General features: G+C 68.7%; 23 protein-coding genes and 1 pseudogene. 4 read left to right on the forward strand and 20 right to left on the reverse strand.

Translation table 11 applies throughout. From position 1 onward, the window contains the following. Nucleotides 1-26: 26 nt before the first annotated feature. The 11 genes and pseudogenes from DXT68_RS11030 to infC all read right to left on the reverse strand — a co-directional run bounded on the left by DXT68_RS11030 (nucleotide 27) and on the right by infC (nucleotide 9,191). Nucleotides 27-950, reverse strand: coding sequence for an amino acid ABC transporter permease (locus DXT68_RS11030; RefSeq protein WP_045252702.1), 924 nt, complete (start codon nucleotides 948-950; stop codon nucleotides 27-29). Next, nucleotides 947-1,594 carry an amino acid ABC transporter permease gene (locus DXT68_RS11035; RefSeq protein ID WP_045252686.1) on the reverse strand — a complete coding sequence of 216 codons (648 nt, stop codon included), beginning with the start codon at nucleotides 1,592-1,594 and terminating at the stop codon, nucleotides 947-949. The genes DXT68_RS11030 and DXT68_RS11035 overlap by 4 nt, the downstream gene beginning before the upstream one ends. An 80-nt stretch (nucleotides 1,595-1,674) precedes the next feature. After that, nucleotides 1,675-2,593, reverse strand: a pseudogene (locus DXT68_RS11040) (glutamate ABC transporter substrate-binding protein). A 75-nt stretch (nucleotides 2,594-2,668) separates the two neighbouring features. Further along, complete coding sequence (locus DXT68_RS11045) at nucleotides 2,669-3,418, reverse strand: amino acid ABC transporter ATP-binding protein (protein WP_373372447.1); 750 nt, start codon at nucleotides 3,416-3,418, stop codon at nucleotides 2,669-2,671. A gap of 353 nt (nucleotides 3,419-3,771) precedes the next feature. Continuing rightward, nucleotides 3,772-4,764 (reverse strand): TAXI family TRAP transporter solute-binding subunit, encoded by a 993-nt coding sequence (locus DXT68_RS11050; RefSeq protein WP_045252685.1) that lies wholly within the window; start codon nucleotides 4,762-4,764, stop codon nucleotides 3,772-3,774. Then, nucleotides 4,761-6,137 carry a sensor histidine kinase gene (locus DXT68_RS11055; protein ID WP_045252684.1) on the reverse strand — a complete coding sequence of 459 codons (1,377 nt, stop codon included), beginning with the start codon at nucleotides 6,135-6,137 and terminating at the stop codon, nucleotides 4,761-4,763. The genes DXT68_RS11050 and DXT68_RS11055 overlap by 4 nt, the downstream gene beginning before the upstream one ends. A 6-nt stretch (nucleotides 6,138-6,143) precedes the next feature. After that, nucleotides 6,144-6,812 carry a response regulator transcription factor gene (locus tag DXT68_RS11060; protein WP_045252683.1) on the reverse strand — a complete coding sequence of 223 codons (669 nt, stop codon included), beginning with the start codon at nucleotides 6,810-6,812 and terminating at the stop codon, nucleotides 6,144-6,146. A 128-nt stretch (nucleotides 6,813-6,940) separates the two neighbouring features. Continuing rightward, the gene (locus tag DXT68_RS11065; RefSeq protein WP_045252682.1) at nucleotides 6,941-7,753 is read right to left on the reverse strand and encodes a TrmH family RNA methyltransferase; all 813 of its coding nucleotides are present in this window, start codon (nucleotides 7,751-7,753) and stop codon (nucleotides 6,941-6,943) included. Between the two features lie 101 nt (nucleotides 7,754-7,854). Continuing rightward, complete coding sequence (gene rplT / locus DXT68_RS11070) at nucleotides 7,855-8,241, reverse strand: 50S ribosomal protein L20 (RefSeq protein WP_045252681.1); 387 nt, start codon at nucleotides 8,239-8,241, stop codon at nucleotides 7,855-7,857. A gap of 32 nt (nucleotides 8,242-8,273) precedes the next feature. Then, nucleotides 8,274-8,468, reverse strand: a complete 195-nt coding sequence (gene rpmI / locus DXT68_RS11075) for a 50S ribosomal protein L35 (protein WP_017828564.1) — start codon at nucleotides 8,466-8,468, stop codon at nucleotides 8,274-8,276. A 72-nt stretch (nucleotides 8,469-8,540) separates the two neighbouring features. Then, complete coding sequence (gene infC, locus DXT68_RS11080; protein ID WP_082068770.1) at nucleotides 8,541-9,191, reverse strand: translation initiation factor IF-3; 651 nt, start codon at nucleotides 9,189-9,191, stop codon at nucleotides 8,541-8,543. Between the two features lie 230 nt (nucleotides 9,192-9,421). On the opposite strand from infC, the gene DXT68_RS11085 reads away from it, so the two are divergent. After that, on the forward strand, nucleotides 9,422-9,820 hold the full coding sequence (locus tag DXT68_RS11085) for a DUF1844 domain-containing protein (RefSeq protein ID WP_045252679.1): 399 nt from the start codon (nucleotides 9,422-9,424) through the stop codon (nucleotides 9,818-9,820). A gap of 133 nt (nucleotides 9,821-9,953) precedes the next feature. On the opposite strand, the gene DXT68_RS11090 is transcribed toward DXT68_RS11085, so the two are convergent. After that, complete coding sequence (locus DXT68_RS11090) at nucleotides 9,954-10,781, reverse strand: SseB family protein (RefSeq protein ID WP_045252678.1); 828 nt, start codon at nucleotides 10,779-10,781, stop codon at nucleotides 9,954-9,956. Then, the gene (gene priA / locus DXT68_RS11095) at nucleotides 10,762-11,511 is read right to left on the reverse strand and encodes a bifunctional 1-(5-phosphoribosyl)-5-((5-phosphoribosylamino)methylideneamino)imidazole-4-carboxamide isomerase/phosphoribosylanthranilate isomerase PriA (protein ID WP_045252677.1); all 750 of its coding nucleotides are present in this window, start codon (nucleotides 11,509-11,511) and stop codon (nucleotides 10,762-10,764) included. Before priA ends, DXT68_RS11090 begins: the two co-directional genes overlap by 20 nt. A gap of 154 nt (nucleotides 11,512-11,665) precedes the next feature. On the opposite strand from priA, the gene DXT68_RS11100 reads away from it, so the two are divergent. Continuing rightward, nucleotides 11,666-13,375, forward strand: a complete 1,710-nt coding sequence (locus DXT68_RS11100; protein WP_115760497.1) for a MinD/ParA family ATP-binding protein — start codon at nucleotides 11,666-11,668, stop codon at nucleotides 13,373-13,375. 101 nt (nucleotides 13,376-13,476) lie between these two features. Here the strand turns inward: DXT68_RS11100 and hisH are convergent, their stop codons facing one another. The 4 genes from hisH to DXT68_RS11120 all read right to left on the reverse strand — a co-directional run bounded on the left by hisH (nucleotide 13,477) and on the right by DXT68_RS11120 (nucleotide 16,254). Continuing rightward, nucleotides 13,477-14,118 carry an imidazole glycerol phosphate synthase subunit HisH gene (gene hisH / locus DXT68_RS11105; protein ID WP_045253465.1) on the reverse strand — a complete coding sequence of 214 codons (642 nt, stop codon included), beginning with the start codon at nucleotides 14,116-14,118 and terminating at the stop codon, nucleotides 13,477-13,479. Next, on the reverse strand, nucleotides 14,115-14,732 hold the full coding sequence (gene hisB / locus DXT68_RS11110; RefSeq protein ID WP_045253466.1) for an imidazoleglycerol-phosphate dehydratase HisB: 618 nt from the start codon (nucleotides 14,730-14,732) through the stop codon (nucleotides 14,115-14,117). The genes hisH and hisB overlap by 4 nt, the downstream gene beginning before the upstream one ends. Continuing rightward, the gene (locus DXT68_RS11115; protein WP_174233206.1) at nucleotides 14,729-15,823 is read right to left on the reverse strand and encodes a histidinol-phosphate transaminase; all 1,095 of its coding nucleotides are present in this window, start codon (nucleotides 15,821-15,823) and stop codon (nucleotides 14,729-14,731) included. The genes hisB and DXT68_RS11115 overlap by 4 nt, the downstream gene beginning before the upstream one ends. 68 nt (nucleotides 15,824-15,891) lie before the next feature. Then, nucleotides 15,892-16,254: a LysM peptidoglycan-binding domain-containing protein gene (locus DXT68_RS11120; RefSeq protein ID WP_045253468.1), complete on the reverse strand. Its 363-nt coding sequence runs from the start codon at nucleotides 16,252-16,254 to the stop codon at nucleotides 15,892-15,894. Nucleotides 16,255-16,535: 281 nt separating this feature from the next. On the opposite strand from DXT68_RS11120, the gene lexA reads away from it, so the two are divergent. Together lexA and DXT68_RS11130 are read left to right on the forward strand one after the other, a co-directional pair. Continuing rightward, complete coding sequence (gene lexA / locus DXT68_RS11125) at nucleotides 16,536-17,222, forward strand: transcriptional repressor LexA (RefSeq protein ID WP_045253469.1); 687 nt, start codon at nucleotides 16,536-16,538, stop codon at nucleotides 17,220-17,222. Nucleotides 17,223-17,257: 35 nt separating this feature from the next. Then, nucleotides 17,258-19,123 carry a S9 family peptidase gene (locus DXT68_RS11130; protein ID WP_045253470.1) on the forward strand — a complete coding sequence of 622 codons (1,866 nt, stop codon included), beginning with the start codon at nucleotides 17,258-17,260 and terminating at the stop codon, nucleotides 19,121-19,123. Here DXT68_RS11130 and smpB read toward each other — a convergent pair whose 3' ends face one another. The 3 genes from smpB to ftsE form a co-directional block, all read right to left on the reverse strand. After that, the gene (gene smpB, locus DXT68_RS11135) at nucleotides 19,124-19,600 is read right to left on the reverse strand and encodes an SsrA-binding protein SmpB (protein WP_045253471.1); all 477 of its coding nucleotides are present in this window, start codon (nucleotides 19,598-19,600) and stop codon (nucleotides 19,124-19,126) included. Between the two features lie 86 nt (nucleotides 19,601-19,686). Next, on the reverse strand, nucleotides 19,687-20,601 hold the full coding sequence (gene ftsX, locus DXT68_RS11140) for a permease-like cell division protein FtsX (protein WP_045253472.1): 915 nt from the start codon (nucleotides 20,599-20,601) through the stop codon (nucleotides 19,687-19,689). Next, a complete protein-coding gene (ftsE, locus tag DXT68_RS11145) occupies nucleotides 20,598-21,677 on the reverse strand; it encodes a cell division ATP-binding protein FtsE (RefSeq protein ID WP_045253473.1) in 1,080 nt (359 codons plus the stop codon). The genes ftsX and ftsE overlap by 4 nt, the downstream gene beginning before the upstream one ends. Nucleotides 21,678-21,777: the final 100 nt, after the last annotated feature.

Here is a 21,777-nt window from a genome sequence, read left to right on the forward strand (position 1 = left end):
GGCGGTCGCCCCGCGCCGGCAGACCGTCAGACCCTGCCCGAACCGCCGTCCAGACCGGACGTGCCCGCGCCCTTCTGCAGCGCGATCACCTGGGTCAGGGTCGACTCGTCGTCGGCCGCGACGTTTCCGGCGGCCGCCGTCTGAGCCGGCGAACGGCGCGCGCGCTTCTGCAGACGGAATGCGACGTACGAGAGCAGGAGGCAGACCGCGACGTACATGGACCCGCCGACGAGTGCAGCGGGGATCAGCGGAGATCCGTACGGCGCCTGGTTGCCGATCTGGTTGATGACGTACAGCAGCTCCTGGTACGTGATGATGAACCCGAGCGCGGTGTCCTTGAGCGCCACGACGAGCTGCGCGATGATCACCGGCATCATGGCGCGCACGGCCTGCGGGATGAGGATGAAGTACATCACCCCGGTCTTTCGCAGACCGATCGCGTAACCGGCTTCCTTCTGCCCACGGGGCAGCGACTCGATGCCGGCGCGGAGGACCTCGGCGAGCACCGATCCGTTGTACACGATCAGGGCGATCACGACGGCCCAATAGGGCGGCATCTTCACGCCGATCACGGGGAGGCCGTAGTACAGCAGCATCATCAGGATGAGCACGGGAACCGCTCGCAGCACCTCGATGATCCACCGGACCGGCTCACGCACCCAGGCGTGCTCCGACAGGCGTCCGATGCCGAGCAGGAAGCCGAGGGCGATGGCCCCGACGCCGGCGACGACGAACGCGGCCAGCGTCGACAGCAGTCCCTCGCCGAAGCGGACCCAGACGGCCGAGAACGTGAAGATGTTCCACTTCTCGGCGGAGAACTGCCCGGTGGCGATCAGCCTCCACACGACCCAGCCGAGCACGGCGAGGACGACGAGGATGGTGGCGACTCCGATGAGTCGGTTGCGAGCGATGGCCCGAGGGCCGGGGACGTCGAAAAGGACGGAACTCATCGCGCGATCCTCCACTTGTTCTCGAGAACGCGCTGCACCCAGGCGAGCAGCAGCACCAGCACCACGAAGAGCACCATGACCCACAGCAGCACGACGAGCGCGCTCTCACCGCGCTCACTGAGCGCCGCGCGGATCGTGCCGAGGTTGACGACGGAGAAGCCGGCGGCCACCGTGGTGTTCTTCATGAGAGCGATCAGGACGCTCATCATCGGCGGGACAACGGAGCGCGTCGCCTGCGGCAGCACGACGTAGCGCATGACCTGTCCGAAGTTCAGGCCGATCGCACGCGCCGCCTCGGCCTGGCCGACCGGCACGGTGTTGATGCCGGCGCGCAACGCCTCGGCGACGTAGGTCGCGGTGTAGAGCCCGAGCGCGATCACGGCCAGGAGCAGTGAGTTCACGCGCTCCCCCAGCAGGATCGGGAGGCAGAACGCGAAGAAGAACATGACGAGCGTCAGCGGTGTGTTGCGGATCCAGTTGACGTACACGCCTCCGACGGCGCGGGCGATCGGAACCGGGGACACGCGCGCTGCCCCGACGATCAGTCCGAGGACCAGTGCGATGATGCCACCGCCCAGAAACAGCACGATGGTTCCCCACAGTGCCTCTCCCCAGAGATCGAGGTGGTCGGTGATGACTCCCACTGGTGCTCCTGTCGATTCGAGTTATCGGATGGTTCCTGCCGGTAGCGGGGCGGTCGACGGAGTCGACCGCCCCGCGGGAATCAGCCGATCGGGTCGACCTCGGGCTGGGTCGCCTTGACGCCGGAGGCGCCGAGGTTGTTGTCGAAGATCTGCTGCCAGATCTCGCCGCCGTCGGTCAGCTGCGTGTTGAAGTACTCGGCCAGCGCGTCATCGCCCTTGGCGAGTCCGATGCCGTAGCGCTCCTCGCTGAACGGCTCCCCGACGACCTTGAGCTTGTCCGGGTCCTGGGCCGCGTAGCCGATGAGGATCGCCTCATCGGTGGTGACGGCGTCGACCTGGCCGTTCTTGAGGTCCTCGACGCACTTGGAGTACGTGTCGTATTCCTTGGTGGGCACGTCGGGGTAGTTCGTCTTGATGTTCTGGATCGGGGTCGATCCCGTCGCCGAGCACACGGTCGTGTCCGCGCTCAGGTCGTCCACGCTCTTGATGTCGCTGTCTGCGCCGACGAGCAGTCCCTGACCTGTGACGAAGTACGGCCCGGCGAAGGAGATCTGCTCCTTGCGCTTGTCGGTGATGGAGTACGTGCCGACGTAGTAGTCGATGTCGCCGTTCACGATCGCCTGCTCGCGGTTCGCGGAGGCGATCGCCTGGAACTCGATCTTCTCCGGGTCGACTCCGAGCGATGCCGCCATCCAACGGGCGATGTCGACGTCGAATCCGGTGCGTTCGTTCGTCACCGGGTCCAGGTAGCCCAGACCGGGCTGGTCCTCCTTGACGCCGACCTTGATCGTGCCGGCGGACTCGATCCGGTCGAACGTGGGGCTGCCATCGATGCTGACATCGGTCAGAACGGTCCACGGAGTGCTGCTGGAGGTGTCACCCTCGTCGCCCCCCCTCCGGGGCTCCCGTGCTGGACGGCGTTCCGCTGTTGCAGGCGGTCAGCGCGAGCAGCGCTGCCGCGGCGATCCCGATGCCTGCCAGTGTCCGTGTGCGTCGCATGTGCGTCTCCTTCGTGTGCTGTGTGTGCAGGGTCTGTGAAGTGCGTGGGTGCTGATGTGCGTCGTGCTGCGCGCGTCAGTGCGTGAGGAGCTTCGAGAGGAAGTCCTTGGCACGGTCGCTCGTCGGGTTCGTGAAGAACTCCTCAGGAGTCGCCTCCTCCACGATCCGCCCGTCGGCCATGAAGACCACCCGGTCGGCGGCCTTGCGGGCGAAGCCCATCTCGTGGGTGACGACGATCATCGTCATGCCCTCGTGCGCGAGGTCGACCATGACATCGAGGACCTCGTTGATCATCTCGGGGTCGAGTGCGCTGGTCGGCTCGTCGAACAGCATCACCTTGGGATGCATCGCGAGCGCACGGGCGATCGCCACGCGCTGCTGCTGTCCGCCCGAGAGCTGGGCCGGGAGCTTCGATGCCTGCTTCGCGATGCCGACGCGCTCGAGGAGCTGCATGGCCTCCTTCTCGGCGGCGGCCTTCTTGAGCCCGCGGACCTTGATGGGCCCGAGCGTCACGTTCTCGAGGATCGTGAGATGCGCGAACAGGTTGAACGACTGGAACACCATGCCGACGTCGGCGCGCAGGTTCGCGAGTCCCTTGCCCTCGGCCGGGAGCTCCTTGCCGTCGATGCTGATCGACCCGCTCGTGATCGTCTCGAGGCGGTTGATCGTGCGGCACAGCGTCGACTTGCCCGAACCCGACGGGCCGATCACGACGACGACCTCGCCGGCGTTGACCGTGAGATCGATATCGGTCAGTGCCTGGAAGTCGCCGTAGTGCTTCTGAACATTGTCGACAACGACGAGAGGCTTACCAGAGGTCATCATTTCTCCAAACTAGCCAGGTCGAACACGTGGCTCCACACGGACGCGGCGACATTTACACGTTCGTAACCGCGCGAGGCATCTGGCCGCACAACGGAGGCGGAGAGCCCCGCAGCCCGCCCCCGCGAGCCGCGGGGGCGTCCCTGCCGCTGCGCCCCTCCCCCGAGGAGAGCACGGCGGCAAGCCTCCGGCCGGATGCGGTCGTGCGACGGGTCGAGACGGTCGCTGAGTGCGCGCCTGTGCGAGGGGCGTGAGCACTGTGGCATCTGAATTCTCCGTCGAATCGAACGCTATCGATCCTCAGAGTGGCAGAGAGGCCCGTCGGTGGACGGACTTCTTGAGGATTTCTTGAGGGGTCAGTCCCGCTGGCCCCGGTAGTACGCGACCGCGCCGGGATGCAGGTCCACCGGCCCCGAGAAGATGGCCTGCCTCAGGTCGAGCAGCGCGGCGGCGGGAACGTTCCGAGCGATGCGGGTCCTGCCGTCGAACAGGCTCTCGAGGACGTCGCGCACCATGCCGTCCGGGGTCTCCGACGACGTCACCAGGTAGTTCGGGACCGCCATCGTCGGCTGGGACGCATCGAGCCCGTACAGCCCGATCGGGAAGTCGGACGGACGGTAGGCGTCGGAGTAGCGCGCATTGACGGCGTTGACCCAGCCCTGCTCGATGGGCAGCAACCGCACGGGAGCGGTCTCGGCGAGCTGGGCGATCCCGGGGGTCGGGATGCCGCCGACCCAGAAGAACCCGTCGATGTCCGAGCGCTCCAGCGCGCTGATCGACTCGCTCAGATCCAGCTCAGGGTCCTCGATGGTGGCCGCGTCCACATCGGCGGCGTCCAGCACGCGCGAGGCGATGACGTTGACTCCGGAGTTCTCGGCGCCGAGGGAGACTCGCCGTCCGGCCAGATCGTCGAGCGAGTCGATCGGCGAGTCCGCGCGGACGACGACGTGCAGGTACTCGTCGTAGAGCCGGGCGACCGCCTGCACGGGCATCGGCGCGTCGAACGGACCGGCTCCGGCGACCGCATCCGCCGCCGCATCGCCCTGCGCGAACCCGAGGAGCGCCTCACCCGAGCTCACCCGGAGGAGATTGTCGACCGATCCCGCGGTCTCCGCGACCTCCATCCGCACGTCCAGCGACGACGACAGCTCCGCCGCGAGCTCGCTGCCGTAGGCGAAATAGAGGCCGTTCGACCCTCCGCCGGCGATCACGTACCGCGCCGAGCTCCAGTCCTTCGACCGGGGGCTGCAGGCGGTTGCCGTACCGGCCAGCACGAGAACCAGGATCGCCGCGGCGATCCGCCGCCATGCGAAGCCCTTCGGGCCGCGCTGACCCCACACGCGGTTCATCCGACTGCTCCGTCCGGCAGCACCAGGGAGACGATGAGTCCCCCGCCGTCTGCCGATGCGACCGTGAGCTCGCCGCCGATCGTCTCCAGCAGATCGGTCGCGATGGCCAGCCCCAATCCCGTTCCCGGCGTCTCGCCGCTGTCCTCGCTGCGCCAGAACCGGTCAGTCGCCGAGGCGGCTTCGGCGACGGTGAGACCAGGGCCGTGATCGCGCACGGTGAGCCGGCACCGATCGCCCTGCCTCGATGCCTCGACCACCACGACGGAGTCGGGCGGCGAGAACTTCACGGCGTTGTCGATCACCGCGTCGAGGGCGCTCTCGACGATCGTGCGATCGGTCACGCTCATCACGGATGCCTCGGCCCCGGCCTGCATCCGCACTCCGCGCTGCGCGGCGACATCCCGCCAGGCGTCCGCCCGGCGAGCCGCCAGCACGCTCAGATCGACGGCCGAGACGGCGGTGTCGGCGCGCCCGCCTCGGGCGAGCGCCAACAGCGTCTCGAGGATCCGGACCATCCGTCGCCCCTCCTCGCGGGTCTCTTCGATATCGCCCTGCCACTCCGCTCCGAGACCGGTCGAGAGGTGCTCGACGCGCAGCAGCAGGGCGTTCAGCGGGTTGCGCAGTTCGTGCGAGGCGTTGAGCGCGAACTCCTGCTGCCGCGTCATCACCCGTTCGATCTCGTCCGCCATGCCGTTGAACACCCGCGTCATGCGGCGCAGCTCCGGCGGTCCGGTGTCCTCCGACACGCGGGCGTCCATCGCCCCGCGCTCGATCGCGACCATCGCCTCGTCGAGGCGTCTGACCGGTGACAGCACCCACCGTGCCATCTGGAACACCAGGAGCACCCCCAGCCCGACAGCGAGGATCGACACGATGCTGAGAAGGAGGATCTGCTGAAGGATCTGTGTACGGGGGGCCTCGATGTCCGTCGACACCATCACGGCCCCGATCACATCACCGTCGTCGAACACCGGCTCGGCGAGGGACGACTCGGCGAGCATCCAGGGGAAGACCGGTTCCGGAGCGTCTGCACGACGGCCGGAGAGGGCGAGACGCACGCGCGCGGCCTCGTCATCCGCGAGGACCCGGTCGGCCGCTCCCCCGGCCGCCCAGACGCCGCCCGCGAGATCGAAGACCATCACCTCCGTCCCGTAGACCTCATGGAAACGATGCACCTCCGCATCGATCACCGTGGTGCTCCCCGACCGCAGCGCCTGACGCGCACTCGCGGCGAAGTACCCGAGGTCACCGAGCTGTTCGGCATAGAACCCCTGCTGGATGCCGCGGGTCGCACTCCACGCCGTCGCGCTGCCGAGCAACAGCAGGACGGCCAGCAGAGGCACGAGGAACACCACGACGAGACGGCGCAGCATCGCCGGTCACCCCGCCAGCCGGTAGCCCACGCCGCGCACGGTCTCGATGAGACGGTGCGCGCCGGACTTGCGGCGGATCGCTCCGACGTGCACCTCGAGGGAGTGCCCGAAGCCGCGCCAGTCGGTGTTCCACACCTCGCGGATCAGACGCTCCTTGGGCACAGCGACTCCCGGATATCTGGCCAGCACCGCGACGATGTCGAACTCCTTGCGGGTGAGCTCGATCGCGGCGCTGTCGATGAGCACCTGCCGGCCCACGAGGTCGATCCGCACGGCGCCGTCCTGCAGGAGCACCACAGCCTCGGACTCGGGCCGGATCGGACGCGAACGACGGGTGACCGCCTCGATCCGAGCGAGGAGCTCGTGCACGTCGTAGGGCTTGACGACGAAGTCGTCTGCTCCGGCCCGCAGACCCCTGATGCGCTCGGCCACCTGACTGCGGGCGGTCACGATGACGATCGGCACCTCGGAACGGCCACGGATACGGCGGCACAGATCGACGCCGTCGATGTCGGGCAGCCCGAGGTCCAGCAGCACGACCTCGGTGTCCGCGCCCAGAAGCTCGAGCGCGGCGGCGCCGTCCGAGGCCCGCACGGTGGCATAGCCGGACCGTGCGAGAAAGGCCTCGAGGGCGGCCGAGACACGGTCGTCGTCCTCCACGATCAGAATCTGCATCGACTCCGGGGCCCCTTCTCCGCTCGAGCAGGCCTCAATCTATCAGCCGTGCGGGCGCGCACGCGGCAGCTCACCCGGCGACGGGTCACCGACACGCGGCATCGTGCCGACGCCGCCCCGTCCGGCGGTCAGTCGACGGAGCCTGCGCGCTGCGCGAAGGCGCTCTCGTACAGGCAGACGCTGGCTGCAGTCGCCAGATTCAGCGACTCCGCTCGACCGAAGATCGGGAGCTTCAGCACCTGGTCGGCCTGAGCCAGTGCCTCGTCCTCGAGCCCTCTGGCCTCGTTGCCGAAGAGCCACGCCGTGGGCTCGGCGAGGACGCCGTCTGCGCGGGCACGCAGCAGGTCGTCGCCCTTGACGTCGGCGGCGAGCACGCGCAGTCCCGCGGCATGAGCCTTCTCGACGACATCCTCGAGCTCCGCCCCCACCGACACCGGCAGATGGAAGAGCGAACCTGTCGTGGCGCGCACGACCTTCGGGTTGTACGGGTCGACCGTACGGCCTGTCAGCACGACGGCATCGGCACCCGCCGCATCGGCGGCTCTGATGATGGTGCCGAGGTTGCCGGGATCCCGGATCTCCTCGCAGATCGCGACGAGGCGCGGGGAAGCTGCGAAGATGTCGCGCACCGAGGTGGGCGTCTGCCGCACCACGGCTACGAGTCCCTGCGGCGTGACCGTGTCGGCCATCGCGTTCAGGACGTACTCGGTGACGTGCTCGACCTCGACATCGGCCGACGTGGCCTTGGCCCTGATGTCGGGATGCTTGTCCCAGCCGGCCGGCGTCGCGAACAGCTCGACGATCGCCTCGGGGCTGTAGGTCAGCGCCTCGCGCACGGCCTGCGGCCCCTCGAGGAGGAACAGGCCGGTCTCGCTGCGGGCGCTGCGCTTGGTGAGCTTCGCGACAGCTCGGACTCGGGGCGAACGCGGGTTCTCCAGCACGATCCCAGTCTAGAGAACGACGACGCCCTCACCGTGCACGGCGACGGGAACGACAGAGGGCGCCCTCCCGAAGGAGAGCGCCCTGTGTGGTGACGAGCTGCTTACGCGGCCGACTTCGGTGCGTTGACGTCGGAGGGCAGTGCCTTCTTCGCCGTCTCGACCAGGGTCGTGAACGTCGCTGCGTCGTTGACCGCGAGGTCGGCGAGCATGCGACGGTCGACCGTGACACCCGCGAGGCCGAGGCCCTGGATGAAGCGGTTGTACGTGATGCCGTTCTGGCGGGCCGCAGCGTTGATGCGCTGGATCCACAGACGACGGAAGTCGCCCTTGCGCTTGCGACGGTCACGGTACGAGTAGACCAGGGAGTGGATGACCTGCTCTTTGGCCTTGCGGTAGAGGCGCGAACGCTGACCGCGGTAACCGGACGCGCGCTCGAGGATGACGCGACGCTTCTTGTGGGCGTTTACCGCCCGCTTGACTCTTGCCATTTTCCTGTGTTCCTATTCGTGCGTTCGGGCGCTCAGCGGCCGAGAAGCTTCTTGGCGACCTTGGTGTCAGCCTTCGACAGCACCTGGTCCTGGTTGAGGCGACGGGTGCGACGGCTCGACTTGTGCTCGAGGTTGTGGCGCATTCCGGCCTGCTGCTTCTTCAGCTTGCCGCTGCCGGTGATCTTGAAGCGCTTCTTAGCACCCGAGTGGGTCTTCTGCTTCGGCATCTTCTCTTCCTTCGTATGGCGCCTTCTCAGGCGACGGTGTCAACCCGCGGTGCGGGAGTCTGGGGGCGGGAGTTACTCCGCGGTGGCCTCGGCGGGTGCATCTGCCTCGGTCTTGGCGTCGCGAGCAGCCTGCTTCTTGTCGGCGCGCTGTGCGTCGCGAACCGCGTTCTGCTCCTGCTTGGCCTCGGACTTGCTCTTCATCGGAGCAACGATCATGACCATGTTGCGACCGTCGATGGTCGGGTTGGACTCGACCGTTCCGAGTTCGGCGACGTCCTCCGCGAACTTGCGGAGCAGGCGCACGCCCTGCTCGGGGCGCGACTGCTCGCGACCGCGGAAGAGGATCATCGCCTTGACCTTGTCGCCGGCCTTGAGGAAGCCCTCGGCGCGCTTGAGCTTGGTCGTGTAGTCGTGCGCCTCGATCTTCAGACGGAAGCGCACCTCCTTCAGGATGGTGTTCGCCTGGTTGCGGCGAGCTTCCTTCTCCTTCTGGGCAGCTTCGTACTTGAACTTGCCGTAGTCCATGATCTTGACCACGGGAGGCTTCGAGTTGGGTGCGACCTCGACGAGGTCGAGGTCGGCTTCCTGCGCAAGGCGCAGCGCCGCCTCGATGCGGACGACGCCGATCTGCTCACCCGCGGGGCCGACGAGGCGGACCTCGGGGACGCGGATGCGCTCATTGGTGCGGGGATCGCTGATGCGGAACTCCTTAGACGAGTGGATTCGGCCACCAGGACGCTGTCAGCATCCCGGGCGAAATCAGAATCGTCCCACCCGCCGGCATTCAGACGCCGGCTCCGCACCCGATCTGCCGGATCCGTCTGGCGACGAGATCCGGTGGAGTGCAAGACCCGGTAGCCTGGAACGGCAAGCGCGGGTGGGAAGTGAATCCTCTTTCGTACCGGAGCATGACGCTCCGGAGCCCGACACAGTCTAACAGAAGGCAAGGCGAAGTGACGAACCAGGCATCGGACGAGGCTGCACGCGAGCGCGAAGAGCGCTGGGCACGGCAAGAAGAGGCGGCCTCATCGGCCACGCGGGACATCGCCGACGTCCCTGCGGTCGAGGTGATCACCACCGCGGCCGTTCACCTGATGAGCGCGGCGGCCGTCAAGCTGGGCCTCGCCGACGACCCGGATGCCGCGGCTCAGCTCGACCTCGACGAGGCGCGCAAGCTGATCAACGCCCTGGCCGGGCTGATCACCGCAGGCGCGCCCGAGATCAGCGACATGCACGCCCGGTCGCTGCGCGACGGTCTGCGCTCCCTGCAGCTCGCGTTCCGCGAGGCCTCCCCCATTCCCGATCCGATCGGCAAGGGCCCCGGCGAGAAGTGGACGGGCCCCGTCAACTGACTCCCGGAGCGACTCCGCCGCGTTCGACGTGACGGATGCAGGATCGCGGCACGGATGCAGGGACAGATGACCCGATCCGTTCCTGCATCCGTGCATCGGTCCTGCATCCTGACGCGGGCTGGCGGCCCAGGCGTCAGATCGAGCGGCGGAGCTTGACCGTGAGGGAGTCCGCGAGGACGGCGATGCGGTCGTCGCCCGCCCAGCGCTGGGCGAGGCGCGACAGCACGGCATCCAGGACCTCCCGCTCGAGACCGTCGACGAGTTCGAGCACCACGACGAGCTCGGGCCCGCGCAGGCGGGCGTCAGGATCACCGGGGGCGACCGCGACGTCGATCACGGCCAGCTCGTGCGCGACGCTCTCCTGCAGCGCCCCGAACACCTCGGGCGACAGGAAGCTCGGCTCCCAGTCATGCCCCTGCGCGACAGCCCAGACCGCGGGGCGACGGAGGATGAACTCGGTGTCCGACGTCGGGTCGAGCACGATGAGATCGGTGTCCTCGGCGGACGCGGCAAGCGCCGCGCGCACGGCCTCGACCGGAATGGGCCGTGCCGTGGCATCCCACGTGCGCATCGCCTCGACGGACGAGAACACCGGCTGCACGCGACGGCCGTCGGGGGCGGCGACCGTCACGATCGACAGCTCCTGCGTCTTGTCGACGGCGAGACCGTGCGGACCGAGGTCGGGTTCCTGAGCGGGTGGAAGAGCGCCCTTCTCGGCGATCAGCGGGATCAGGACCCTCGCGTTGCGAAAGGCGTCGACCACCTCGACCTGACTGCCCTCACCGGCGCGGAATCGCCGCAGCGCCGCCAGCAGGGCGGGGTCGGCGGATCCGTCGTCGGCGGCATGCGGGTTCGACTCGAAGCTGCGCCCCTCCCAGGGGACGCCCGCAGAATCGCCGTGACCGGCCGCGTGATCGTGGTCGCCGTGGCCGCGCGGCCCGTCAGTCGTCGCCGGCGACATCCAGCGCCTCGGCCAGCGTGAACGCTCCCGCGTACAGGGCCTTTCCGACGATGGCGCCCTCGACGCCGAGCGGGACGAGATCGCGAAGAGCGGCGATGTCGTCGAGGTTCGAGATGCCGCCCGAGGCGACCACGGGCTTCGGGGTGCGCGCCGTGACCTCGCGCAGCAGTTCGAGGTTCGGTCCCTTCAGAGTGCCGTCCTTCGTGACGTCGGTGACGACGTAGCGGCTGCAGCCCGCGTCTTCGAGACGCTCGAGGACCTCCCAGAGGTCGCCGCCCTCCTTCGTCCAGCCACGCGCCGCGAGCGTGGTGCCGCGGACGTCCAGGCCGACCGCGATCGCTTCGCCGAAGCGGCTGATCACGTCGGCGGCCCACTCGGGGTTCTCCAGGGCCGCAGTACCGAGGTTGATGCGGGTCGCCCCGCTCTCGAGCGCCGCCTCGAGTGTGGCGTCGTCGCGGATGCCTCCCGAGAGCTCGACGTTGACGTTCTTGAACTGCTTGATGACCTTGCGCAGGATCGGAGCGTTGCTGCCACGGCCGAAGGCCGCGTCGAGGTCGACGAGGTGAATCCACTTGGCGCCCTGTGCGACCCACTCGCCTGCGGCGTCCAACGGGTCGCCGTAGCTGGTCTCGGTGCCCGCCTCGCCCTGCGTGAGACGGACGGCCTTGCCGCCGGCGACATCGACCGCGGGGAGCAGAGTGAGCGATGGGGACTGCGCGAAGTCGTTCATGACGTCCTCAGGTGAGATGGGAGGGCCGATTCGTCGGCACGAGAATCGACACTATCCCGCGCATCCTCCCGCTCCAAAACGATGACGGCTGAGAACGGAGGCGGCACGCGGTAGCCTCGATCACGCCCCTGTTCGGTCGGTGAGGAGATGTTCCATGGTGCGCGATGCGGATGCGCGTGGAGTCGGCCCACTGCGGCGCGGCAACCCCGAGACGCCCGAGACCGGTGCGGCCCCCTCGGTCGGAGAGGCGCAGGAGAGCGATGCCGCAACCCTGGCATCGGTCCCCGAGGACATCGAGCAGACCCGCCCCCTCCGCACGACCGCACCCGACCGTCCGCCCGTACCCGGGACGCGTGCCGCGGCGGCTGCAGCCGCCGCCTGGTCGCGCGCGCAGGCTCCGGCGACCGGGGCTGCTGCCGATCGGACGACGCCGGCGATCGCCCTCCCCCCGGTGCCGAGCTCTCCCGCTCCCGTGCTGCCGGCGCCTCCTGGCGCCCCCGCCTCGGCGGTGGCCTTCGAGCCATCGGCGCCCTCACCCGCCACCGCGGTGACTCCTCCCACTCCCCCGGTGCCGTCTGCGCCTCCGGCATCGCCGACCTTCACCTCCCCGGCCTCCGCACCGGCATCATCTGCACCGGCACGGGCCGTCACTCCGGCACCGGCCCCGACTTCAGCTCCGGCTCCGGCACCGGCTCCCGCTCATGCACCGGCTCCGGCTCCGGCTCCGGCCCCGGCTCACCCCGCGGCCCCGGCTCATGCGCCGGAGCAGGTGCCGACCTACGCCCCCGCGTCGCACACGTCGCCGGACGACATCGTCGCGCCGCCCACGCCCCCGGCGCCCCGGGCCGCGCCCGCCGGCCCCGCGGCTGGGCCCGCCGGGCCCGCCAGCCCCGTCGCCGCCCCGGAGAGCTCCTCATCATCCAGACGCCAGCAGCGCGAGCAGGGCGTCGAGCGTCGTTCCTTCCTGCAGGACGAGCGACGTGAGGAACCCGCTCGTCGCGGTGCGCGGGGCTTCCTGAACCGCGTGGGCTTCTCCCTGGGTCCCGACTCCCGGGAACGCGCGGTGCGTGAAGACGAGCATGCCGTCAGTCGGCATTGGCCCGGCCCTCGCACCGTCGCGATCGTCAACGGCAAGGGAGGCGCGGGCAAGACGCCCGCCACGGTCCTGCTCTCGGCGGTCTTCGCCCAGTACGGCGGTGCCGGAGTGCTGGCCTGGGACAACAACCAGACCCGCGGCACGCTCGGCTGGCGCACCGAGACAGGGGCGCACGACAGGACCCTGCTCGAACTGCTGCCGCAGACGCAGCGGCTGCTCGGGGCACAGGGGCAGTCCGCCGATCTGGCGCACTTCGTGCACCACCAGCCGCAGGAGAAGTACGACGTCCTGCGGTCCAAGCCGATCCGCCTCGCGCACGAGAATCGGCTGAGCCCCACCGACGTCGATGCCATCCATGCGGTGGCCGCGAAGTTCTATCGCCTGATCATCATCGACTCCGGCAACGACGAATCCGACCCCATGTGGTTGCGGATGATCGATCTCGCCGACCAGATCGTCGTCGCGACGACCACACGGGACGACCATGCCGAGGCCGGCGCTCTCCTGCTCGAAGCCCTGGAAGATCGCGACGAGCGGTCGGCCCGCCTCGCACGCGAGTCCGTCGTCGTCGTCAGCCAGGCCGACCCGAAGGCGTCGTCTGCGGATGTCTCCGAGGTCGTCGCCGGATACCGCTCCCTCGCTCGAGAGGTCGTGGACATCCCGTTCGACCGGGAGATGGTCGACGGGCACCTGCGGCTCCGCGCGCTGGCAGCACCCACTCAGCGCGCGTGGCTCTCCGCCGCCGCCGCGGTGGCGCGAGGGTTCTGACTCCTGCACGACGCGTGCGGGTCGGACGACCCGTCAAACGCGCGCGCCCCTGCGACTCCCGCGACACGCGGATGCCGAAGGCGGATGCCGAACGGTGTGGCTCAGCCGCGCAGGCTGCCGACCCAGTTGCGGAGCAGCTGGATCCCCGCCTCGCCGGACTTCTCCGGGTGGAACTGCGTCGCGGAGAGCGGACCGTTCTCGACAGCGGCGAGGAACGAATCGCCGTACGTCGACCAGGTGAGAACCGGCTGCGGGAACGGCGGGATCACGTCGAGCTCCCAGGACTGGGCGGCGTAGGAGTGCACGAAGTAGAAGCGCTCCTGCTCGATGCCGCGGAACAGCACGGAATCGGCACCGGGCTCGACGGTGTTCCATCCCATGTGCGGCAGCACCGGCGCGTTGAGCTCCGTGACGGCGCCCGGCCATTCGCCGAGCCCCTCCGCATCGTGTCCACGCTCGACCCCGTGGGCGAAGAGAACCTGCATCCCGACGCAGATGCCCAGCACGGGGCGTCCTCCGGCGAGGCGCCGGTCGATGATCTCGTCGCCGCCGTGAGCATGGAGCGCCTCACGGACAGCCTGGAACGCCCCCACGCCGGGGACGAGCAGACCGTCGGCCTCCGTCGCCTCCTTGCGATCGCGCGTGAGGACGGCATCGGCGCCCGCGGCGACGAGAGCCTTCACCGCGGAGTGGACGTTTCCTGACTCGTAGTCGAAGACGGCGACCCTGGGCGCGCCGCTCACAGCGCTCCCTTCGTCGACGGCACCCCGTCGACCAGCGGGTCGAGGGCCTTCGCCTGGCGGAAGGCCCGAGCGAACGCCTTGTACTCGGCCTCGGCGATGTGATGCGGGTCGCGCCCGCCGAGGACACGTACATGCACGGTCAGACCGGCATTGAAGGCGATCGCCTCGAACGTGTGCCTGACGAGCGACCCGGTGAAGTGCCCGCCGATCAGGTGGTGCTCGAACCCGGCCGGCTCGCCGGTGTGCACGAGGTAGGGACGCCCCGAGATGTCGACCACGGCCTGGGCGAGAGCCTCATCGAGCGGGACGAGGGCGTCGCCGTAACGGGAGATCCCCGACTTGTCGCCGAGAGCTTCGCGGATGGCCTGTCCCAGCACGATCGAGACGTCCTCGACGGTGTGGTGAGCATCGATCTGCGTGTCGCCGGAGGCGCGGACGGTGAGGTCGGTGAGCGAGTGCTTCGCGAACGCCGTCAGCATGTGGTCGAAGAACGGCACCGACGTGTCGATGCGGCTCGATCCGGTTCCGTCGAGGTTCAGCTCGAGTTCGACGGTGGACTCCGACGTGCTGCGCACGCGCGTGGCGGTGCGGTGTGTCGGGGCGGGGATGCTCATGAATCCGATCCTATCGAGGCGAGGGCGTCGAGGAATGCCGTGGTCTCGGCCTCCGTTCCGGCGGTGACGCGCAGGTGTCCGGGGATCCCGACGTCACGCACGAGAACACCGCGGTCGTACAGCTGCTGCCACACCTTTCGAGGCTCAGAGACACCCCCGAAGAGGACGAAGTTCGACCAGGAATCATGGGGGGTGTAGCCGAGTGCCTCCAGCGTCGCCGAGATGCGATCGCGCTGCTCGACGATCTCGGCGACCATACCGAGCATGACCTCGGAATTGCGGAGCGCCGCGACGGCGGCCGCCTGTGTGAGGGCGCTGAGGTGGTAGGGAAGGCGGACGAGCCGCAGCGCATCGATGAACGCGGGGTCCGCAGCCAGATATCCGACGCGGGCACCCGCGAACGCGAACGCCTTGCTCATGGTTCGCGAGACCGCCAGTCGCGGGCGCCCCTCGAGCAGGGTCAGCGCGGAGGGCGCCTCCCGCGGAGCGAACTCCTGGTAGGCCTCATCGACCACGACGATGCCACGTGCTACCTCGTACACGGCCTCGATCACGTTGAGTCCGAGGGGGGTACCCGTCGGGTTGTTCGGTGAGCAGAGCAGGATCACGTCCGGATCGGTGTCGACCACCTGGGCTGCCGCTTCTTCGGGGGTGATCGTGTAGTCGGGCTGACGGGTGCCTGCGACCCAGCGTGCACCGGTCCCCTGCGCGATCAGCGGGTACATCGAGTAGGTCGGCGCGAAGCTGAATGCGGTGCGACCGGGACCGCCGAAAGCCTGCAGGATGTGCTGCAGCACTTCGTTCGATCCGTTCCCCGCCCAGATCTGCTCAGCCTGCAGGCCGTGGCCGAGGTAGTCCGCGAAGCCATCGCGAAGCGTCGTGAACTCACGATCCGGGTAGCGATTGACGTCGCGGAGCGCCACGGCGATGTCGTCGAGGATGTCGCTCGCCACCGCATCGGGCACCGGATGCGTGTTCTCGTTCACGTTCAGCGCCACCGGCAGCGGAGCCTGCGGGGCACCATAGGGCGTGAGCCCTCGGAGGTCGTCACGGAGCGGGAGGTCGTCGAGTGATGCAGTCACCCTTCCCATGGTAGGCCGCGCGCGACCGCCTCACTCCGAGGTGACGGTGAATGAGCGGTCGACTGTGCGGCCGCGATTCACTCCGAGTACTGTGCGGGGATCGCCAGCTCCTGGCCGATCTGCAGCGCGCCGCTGCGGAGGGCGTTCAGGCGGGTGATGTCTCCGATGACCTCGCGCGGGTCTGCCCCGGGCGCCACCGACTCGGCGATCGACCAGAGGGTGTCGCCCGGCATCACCGTGACCGAGGCGAAAGATGCGGTCGCGACCTGCTCGCCCGAGGCCATGGCGCTGCCGCCGCTCAGCGCGGCGAACCCGATGCCCGCCGCGAGGGGCACTGCGGCCAGAGCGAGCACGACGCGGCGGCCACGTGCCGTCAGCCGGAGCTTCGTCGCCGCACGGGGCGAGACGATGGCTGCGTTGCTGAAGGTGATGGTGCTCATGTCGTACTCCTCTGCATCTACCGCGTGAGCGGTGAAGGTGGCGTAGCGTTCGCATTCGCGACTCGGCCGGGAGCCGTGAATGCGAAGCTACGTTCCGAAGTTATCTTCGAATTCGAACATCTGTCAAGCGTTCTTCGAAAAACCGGGCCACGAATCCCTCGACACGCTCGAACAGATCTTCCAGATCGAGGTGATTCTCGGATACGGTTTCGATAACAACACCCCACCACGGGCCTCCGACATTCGAACTGAGACGCCGGATCGCACACCTGAGGAGCACCATGAGCGACATCGCCGCCCCCGAGTCCGACGCCCCCCGCACGCGTCGCCGGAAGAGCCTGAGCCCGAAGCAGATGGCGATCCTCGAGGTCATCCAGACATCGATCAGCCGCTACGGCTACCCGCCGAGCATGCGCGAGATCGGAGACGCGGTGGGGCTGAAGTCGCTCTCGAGCGTCACGCATCAGCTCGGCCAGCTCGAACTCAGCGGCTACCTCCGCCGCGATCCCGGCAAGACGCGCGCCATGGAGGTCCTCATCGACCTCCCCGGTTCGGGCACCGAGAATCCGGACGACGTCGCGACCCCCGTCGGCGACGCCGCACTGGTGCCGCTCGTCGGCCGCATCGCCGCGGGAGTCCCGATCACCGCAGACCAGCAGGTCGAGGAGATCTTCCCCCTCCCCCGTCAGCTCGTGGGCAAGGGCGACCTGTTCATGCTCAAGGTCTCGGGCGAATCGATGATCGACGCCGCGATCTGCGACGGGGACTGGGTGGTCATCCGCTCGCAGAACAGCGCGGAGAACGGCGAGATCGTCGCCGCCATGCTCGACGGCGAGGCCACCGTCAAGGTCCTGCGCCGCCGCGACGGCCACACGTGGCTGCTGCCCCGCAACTCCGCCTTCGAGCCGATCCTCGGCGACGAGTCGGTCGTGCTCGGTAAGGTCGTCGCCGTGCTCCGCGCCGTGTGACGGCGGTCTTCTCCGACGCGCCGTAGGCTCGTTCCATGTCGTCGCCGTTCGGTACCTGGCCATCGCCCTTCTCCCCGTCATCCGTAGCCGCATCCTCACCGCGTTTCGACGGCGCCGTGTTCGTGGGAGACGAGATCTGGTGGGGCGAGAGCGTCCCGGCCGAGAGTGGTCGGCGCACCGTGCGCAGCACCTCGGGCGCAGAGATCCTGCCGGCGCCGTGGAGCACCCGATCCCGCGTTCATGAGTACGGCGGCGGTGCGTGGACGGCCGACGCCGCGGGGACCCTGTACTTCGTCGACGCGGACACGCAGCGTGTGCACCGGATGAGTCCGGGCGACGCCCCGACACCGCTCACGTCGCCTGGCCCCGCCCACGGCGGCCTTCGCGTGCAGCAGGGGCGGCTGTTCGCCGTGCGCGAGGACCTGACGTCAGAACCCCATCGGCGCGCGATCATCGAGATCCCGGTGGACGGCTCGGCCGCGGAGGACTCCGCGAGACTCTCGATCGTCGCGGAGGGCCCGTCTTTCTATGCGCATCCCGCTCTCTCCCCCGACGGCACGCGCATCGCCTGGGTCGAATGGTCCGCTCAGCGCATGCCCTGGCAGCAGGCGTCTCTCATCGTGTCCGACGGCACCCGACGCGTCGTTCTCCCGACCCTGGCCGCACTGCAGCCGGAGTGGGACGGCGACGACGCTCTCCTGTTCTCCGACGACCCCAGCGGCCGCTGGGCCCTGTACCGTCAGCGCCTCGACCACCTCGACCCCGAGGGCGAGCCCGTCGGCGTCGGCGAGGCGACGGACGACGCCGACACCGGCTATGGGCTCTGGGTGTTGGGCAACCGCTGGTATCGGCCGCTGGAGGACGGCCGCATCGTCCTCGTACGCACACAGGGCCGCGACGAGGTCGCCGCCCTTGACCACGATGGACGGATGCGCCGGCTGGACGTCCCCGCCGACGGCCACGTCAGCGTCGATGACGTCTCCGGCTCGCGTGTGCTGCTCTCCGGCGACAGCTCCCGTGCCGCATCCGGTGTCTGGTGCGTCGATGTGGACAGCGGTGTCGTGACGACGGTCGCGGGTGGCCGACCGGTCGATCGCGACTGGATGCCGCCCGCATCTCAGATCGTGGTCGACGGCGCTCACGGCACCGTGCACGCCTTCGCCTACCCGCCCGCTCACCCCGAGGCCACGGCTCCCGAGGGCGAGCTGCCTCCGTATCTCGTGCTCGTGCACGGCGGACCGACCGCGCATGTGACGGGGGCCGCATCCTCTGCGATCGCGTTCTACACGAGCCGCGGCATCGGCGTGCTCGACGTGAACTACGGCGGGTCGAGCGGCTACGGGCGCGCCTACCGTGAGCGTCTCGACGGCGGATGGGGCATCGTCGACGTCGACGATGTCATCGCCGCGGCGCGCGGGCTGGCCGATGCGGGTCTCGCGGATCCCGCGTGCATCGCGATCCGCGGGAGCTCCGCCGGGGGCTGGACGGTGCTCTCGGCGCTCGTGCGCGGGGGAACCTTCGCCGCAGGCATCAGCCGCTACGGCGTCACCGATCTGCGGATGCTGAGCGCGCACTCGCACGACTTCGAGGCCCCGTACATCGAGGGACTCGTCGGACCGCTGCCTGAAGCGGAGGACCTCTACATCGAGAGGTCTCCCCTGACCCACGCCGACCGCATCGACGTGCCGGTGCTCCTCATGCAGGGGGCGGAGGATCGCGTCGTCCCGCCCGCCCAGTCCGAGGCCATCCGTGATGCGCTGGCAGAACGCGGCGTCGACCACGAGTACGTGCTGTACCCGGGCGAGGGCCACGGATTCCGCTCGTCCGAGACCATCGTCGATGCGCTCGAGCGTGAACTGCGCTTCCTCGGGCGCGTGTTCGGGTTCAGTCCCGCGGACTGATCACTCGCCGACGCGGTTGCGCAGCCGCATGGCCCGGTCGGCCTCACGGGTGTCCTGCCGCTCACGCAGGGTCTGACGCTTGTCGTACTCGCGCTTTCCCTTCGCCAGAGCGATCTCGACCTTCGCCCGTCCGTCCGAGAAGTAGAGCTTGAGCGGGATCAGCGTGTACCCGCCGGCCGAGACGGCATGGGAGAGCTTCGCGATCTCCTCGCGGTGCAGCAGCAGCTTGCGCACGCGCTTCGACGCGTGGTTGGTCCAGTGACCCTGCGAGTACTCCGGGATGTGCACGGAGTCGAGGAAGACCTCGTTGCCTTTCACGAAGGCGTAGCCGTCGCTCAGGTTCGCGCGCCCCTGGCGCAGCGACTTCACTTCGGTGCCGGTGAGCACCATCCCCGCCTCGTACGACTTCTCGATCGTGTAGTCGTGACGTGCGCGACGATTGGTCGCGATGACCTTCTCCCCGCGTTCCCTGGGCATGCTTCTCTCCTGATCCGCGTCGTGCAGTGGTTCTCGAGCCCCGTCCGGGGCACACGACAGCCTGTCAGTCTATACCGGCCGCGACCTCAGGTACGCAGCCATCTGCGGATCGCGAATCCTGCCGACAGGGCGGCCAAGAGCACGCCGATGCCGATGAGGACGGGCACCACGACCGCGGCATCCTGCATCCCGATCCAGGTGGTGATGAACGGCACGCGTCCCCGGAGGTAGCCGTTGACGCCGAAGTGCACTCCCGCGACCACCGCGGCGCTGGCCAGCACCGACCCGAGGAACGCGGCGAACACCCCCTCGAGCACGAACGGGGTCTGGATGAACCGGTTCGACGCCCCCACGAGGCGCATGATCCCGATCTCCTTGCGTCTGGCGTACGCCGACAGCCTGATGGTCGTGCCGATCAGCAGGATCGCAGCGATCAGCATGAGCACGGCGATCCCCACCGCGATGTAGGTGGCGACGGTGAGCGCAGAGAACAGCGGTTCGAGGTACTGCAGCTGGTCCTGCACCTGCTCGACACCGGCGACGCCGTTGAACGCCTCCGCGATCACCTGCGACTGCCCCGGGTCCTTCATCGTGACGAAGAAGACCTCGAAGGCCTGGTCGGGTGTGATGACGCTGGCCTGGTCCTCGCCGAGCTGGTCGACGAGCTTGGCGTAGGTGTCTTCCTTCGAGTCGAAGGTGACCTCGCTGATGAGCGGTGCCAGCGCCTCACCCTCGAGTTGCGCGCGCACCGCGTTCACCTGGTCTTCGGAGGCCCCGCCGTCGACGCAGGTGTCCTTCTCGGAGATGTCCGAGCACATGTAGACCGCCACCTGGGCCCGCTCGGTCCAGTAGCCCCGCATGGTGCCGATCTGGCCCTGCATCAGGATCGCCGCTCCGACGAACGTGAGCGAGACGAAGGTGACGAGCACCACCGAGATCACCATCGAGATGTTGCGGCGAAGTCCGCCGAGAGCCTCGGCCAGGATCAGTCCGATTCTCATGAGGTGGGCCCCACTTCATCTGCGCCGTCGTCGGACAGGCCGAGCCGATCGGCCACTCCGAGTTCTGCGACGTCCACGGTGGGCAGCACGATCGGATGCGTGCGGGGGCCCACTGCGGCCTGCGTCGGGACCGCCGCGTCCTCGGGCGCGATCACATCGGAGGATGCGGGCACGTCGGACGGGGCTGCCTGGGCCTCGGGCGTCTCCGACGCGCGAGGAACGGCATCGGACGACGTCGCCGCAGCCCGGCGCTGCGCATTGAGCTCTTCGCTGAGGGCCGCGCGGACGACCGAGAGGTCAGCCGTCTGGCGCTGGACCTCCTGCACTGCGGTGAGCGCGGCTGCCGCTGCGGCCCCACGCACCTCCTCGGGCACGAGTCTCGGGATCTTCGAGGTGTCGCCGTATCCGCCGTGCACCTCGTCTCTCACCATCACGCCGTCACGGAGCTCGATGACCCGGCGCTGCATCTGGTCGACGAATGCCGCTTCGTGCGTGGCCATCAGCACCGTGGTGCCCCCGGCGTTGATGCGCGCCAGCAGCTGCATGATGTCGACCGAGGTGGCGGGGTCGAGGTTTCCGGTCGGCTCGTCGGCGAGCAGCACCTGTGGGCGGTTGACCAGCGCCCTCGCGATCGCGACGCGCTGCTGCTCACCGCCGGAGAGCTCGTGCGGCATCCGCTTCTGCTTGCCGTCGAGCCCCACCAGCGCAAGCGCCTCGGGGACGGCCTGCTGGATGAAGCCTCTCGAGGAGCCGGTCACCTGGAGCGTGAACGCGACGTTCTGATAGACGGTCTTCGACGGCAGCAGTCGGAAGTCCTGGAACACGGATCCGATATGGCGGCGGAAGTAGGGGACCTTGCGGTTGGCGAGCGATCTCAGATCGCGCCCGAGCACGGCGACCCGGCCGGTCGTCGGCACGTCTTCGCGCAGGATGAGCCGCAGACAGGAGGACTTGCCCGAGCCCGATGCTCCGACGAGGAAGACGAACTCCCCGCGTTGGACTTCGAAGTCGACCTCGGACAGCGCGGGACGCAGGGTCCCGCGATAGCGCTTCGTGACGTTCTCGAACCGAATCATGGCGTTTCGAGCCTAAGCGCGCTGTGCATCGACTCCGCGAGCGACACCCCGCTCGCCCCCGGAGTGTCGCCGTGCACTGCTATACATGAAAGTGCCGATC

The sequence above is a fragment of the Microbacterium foliorum genome, from assembly GCF_003367705.1.
Classification (GTDB): Bacteria; Actinomycetota; Actinomycetes; order Actinomycetales; family Microbacteriaceae; genus Microbacterium; species Microbacterium foliorum.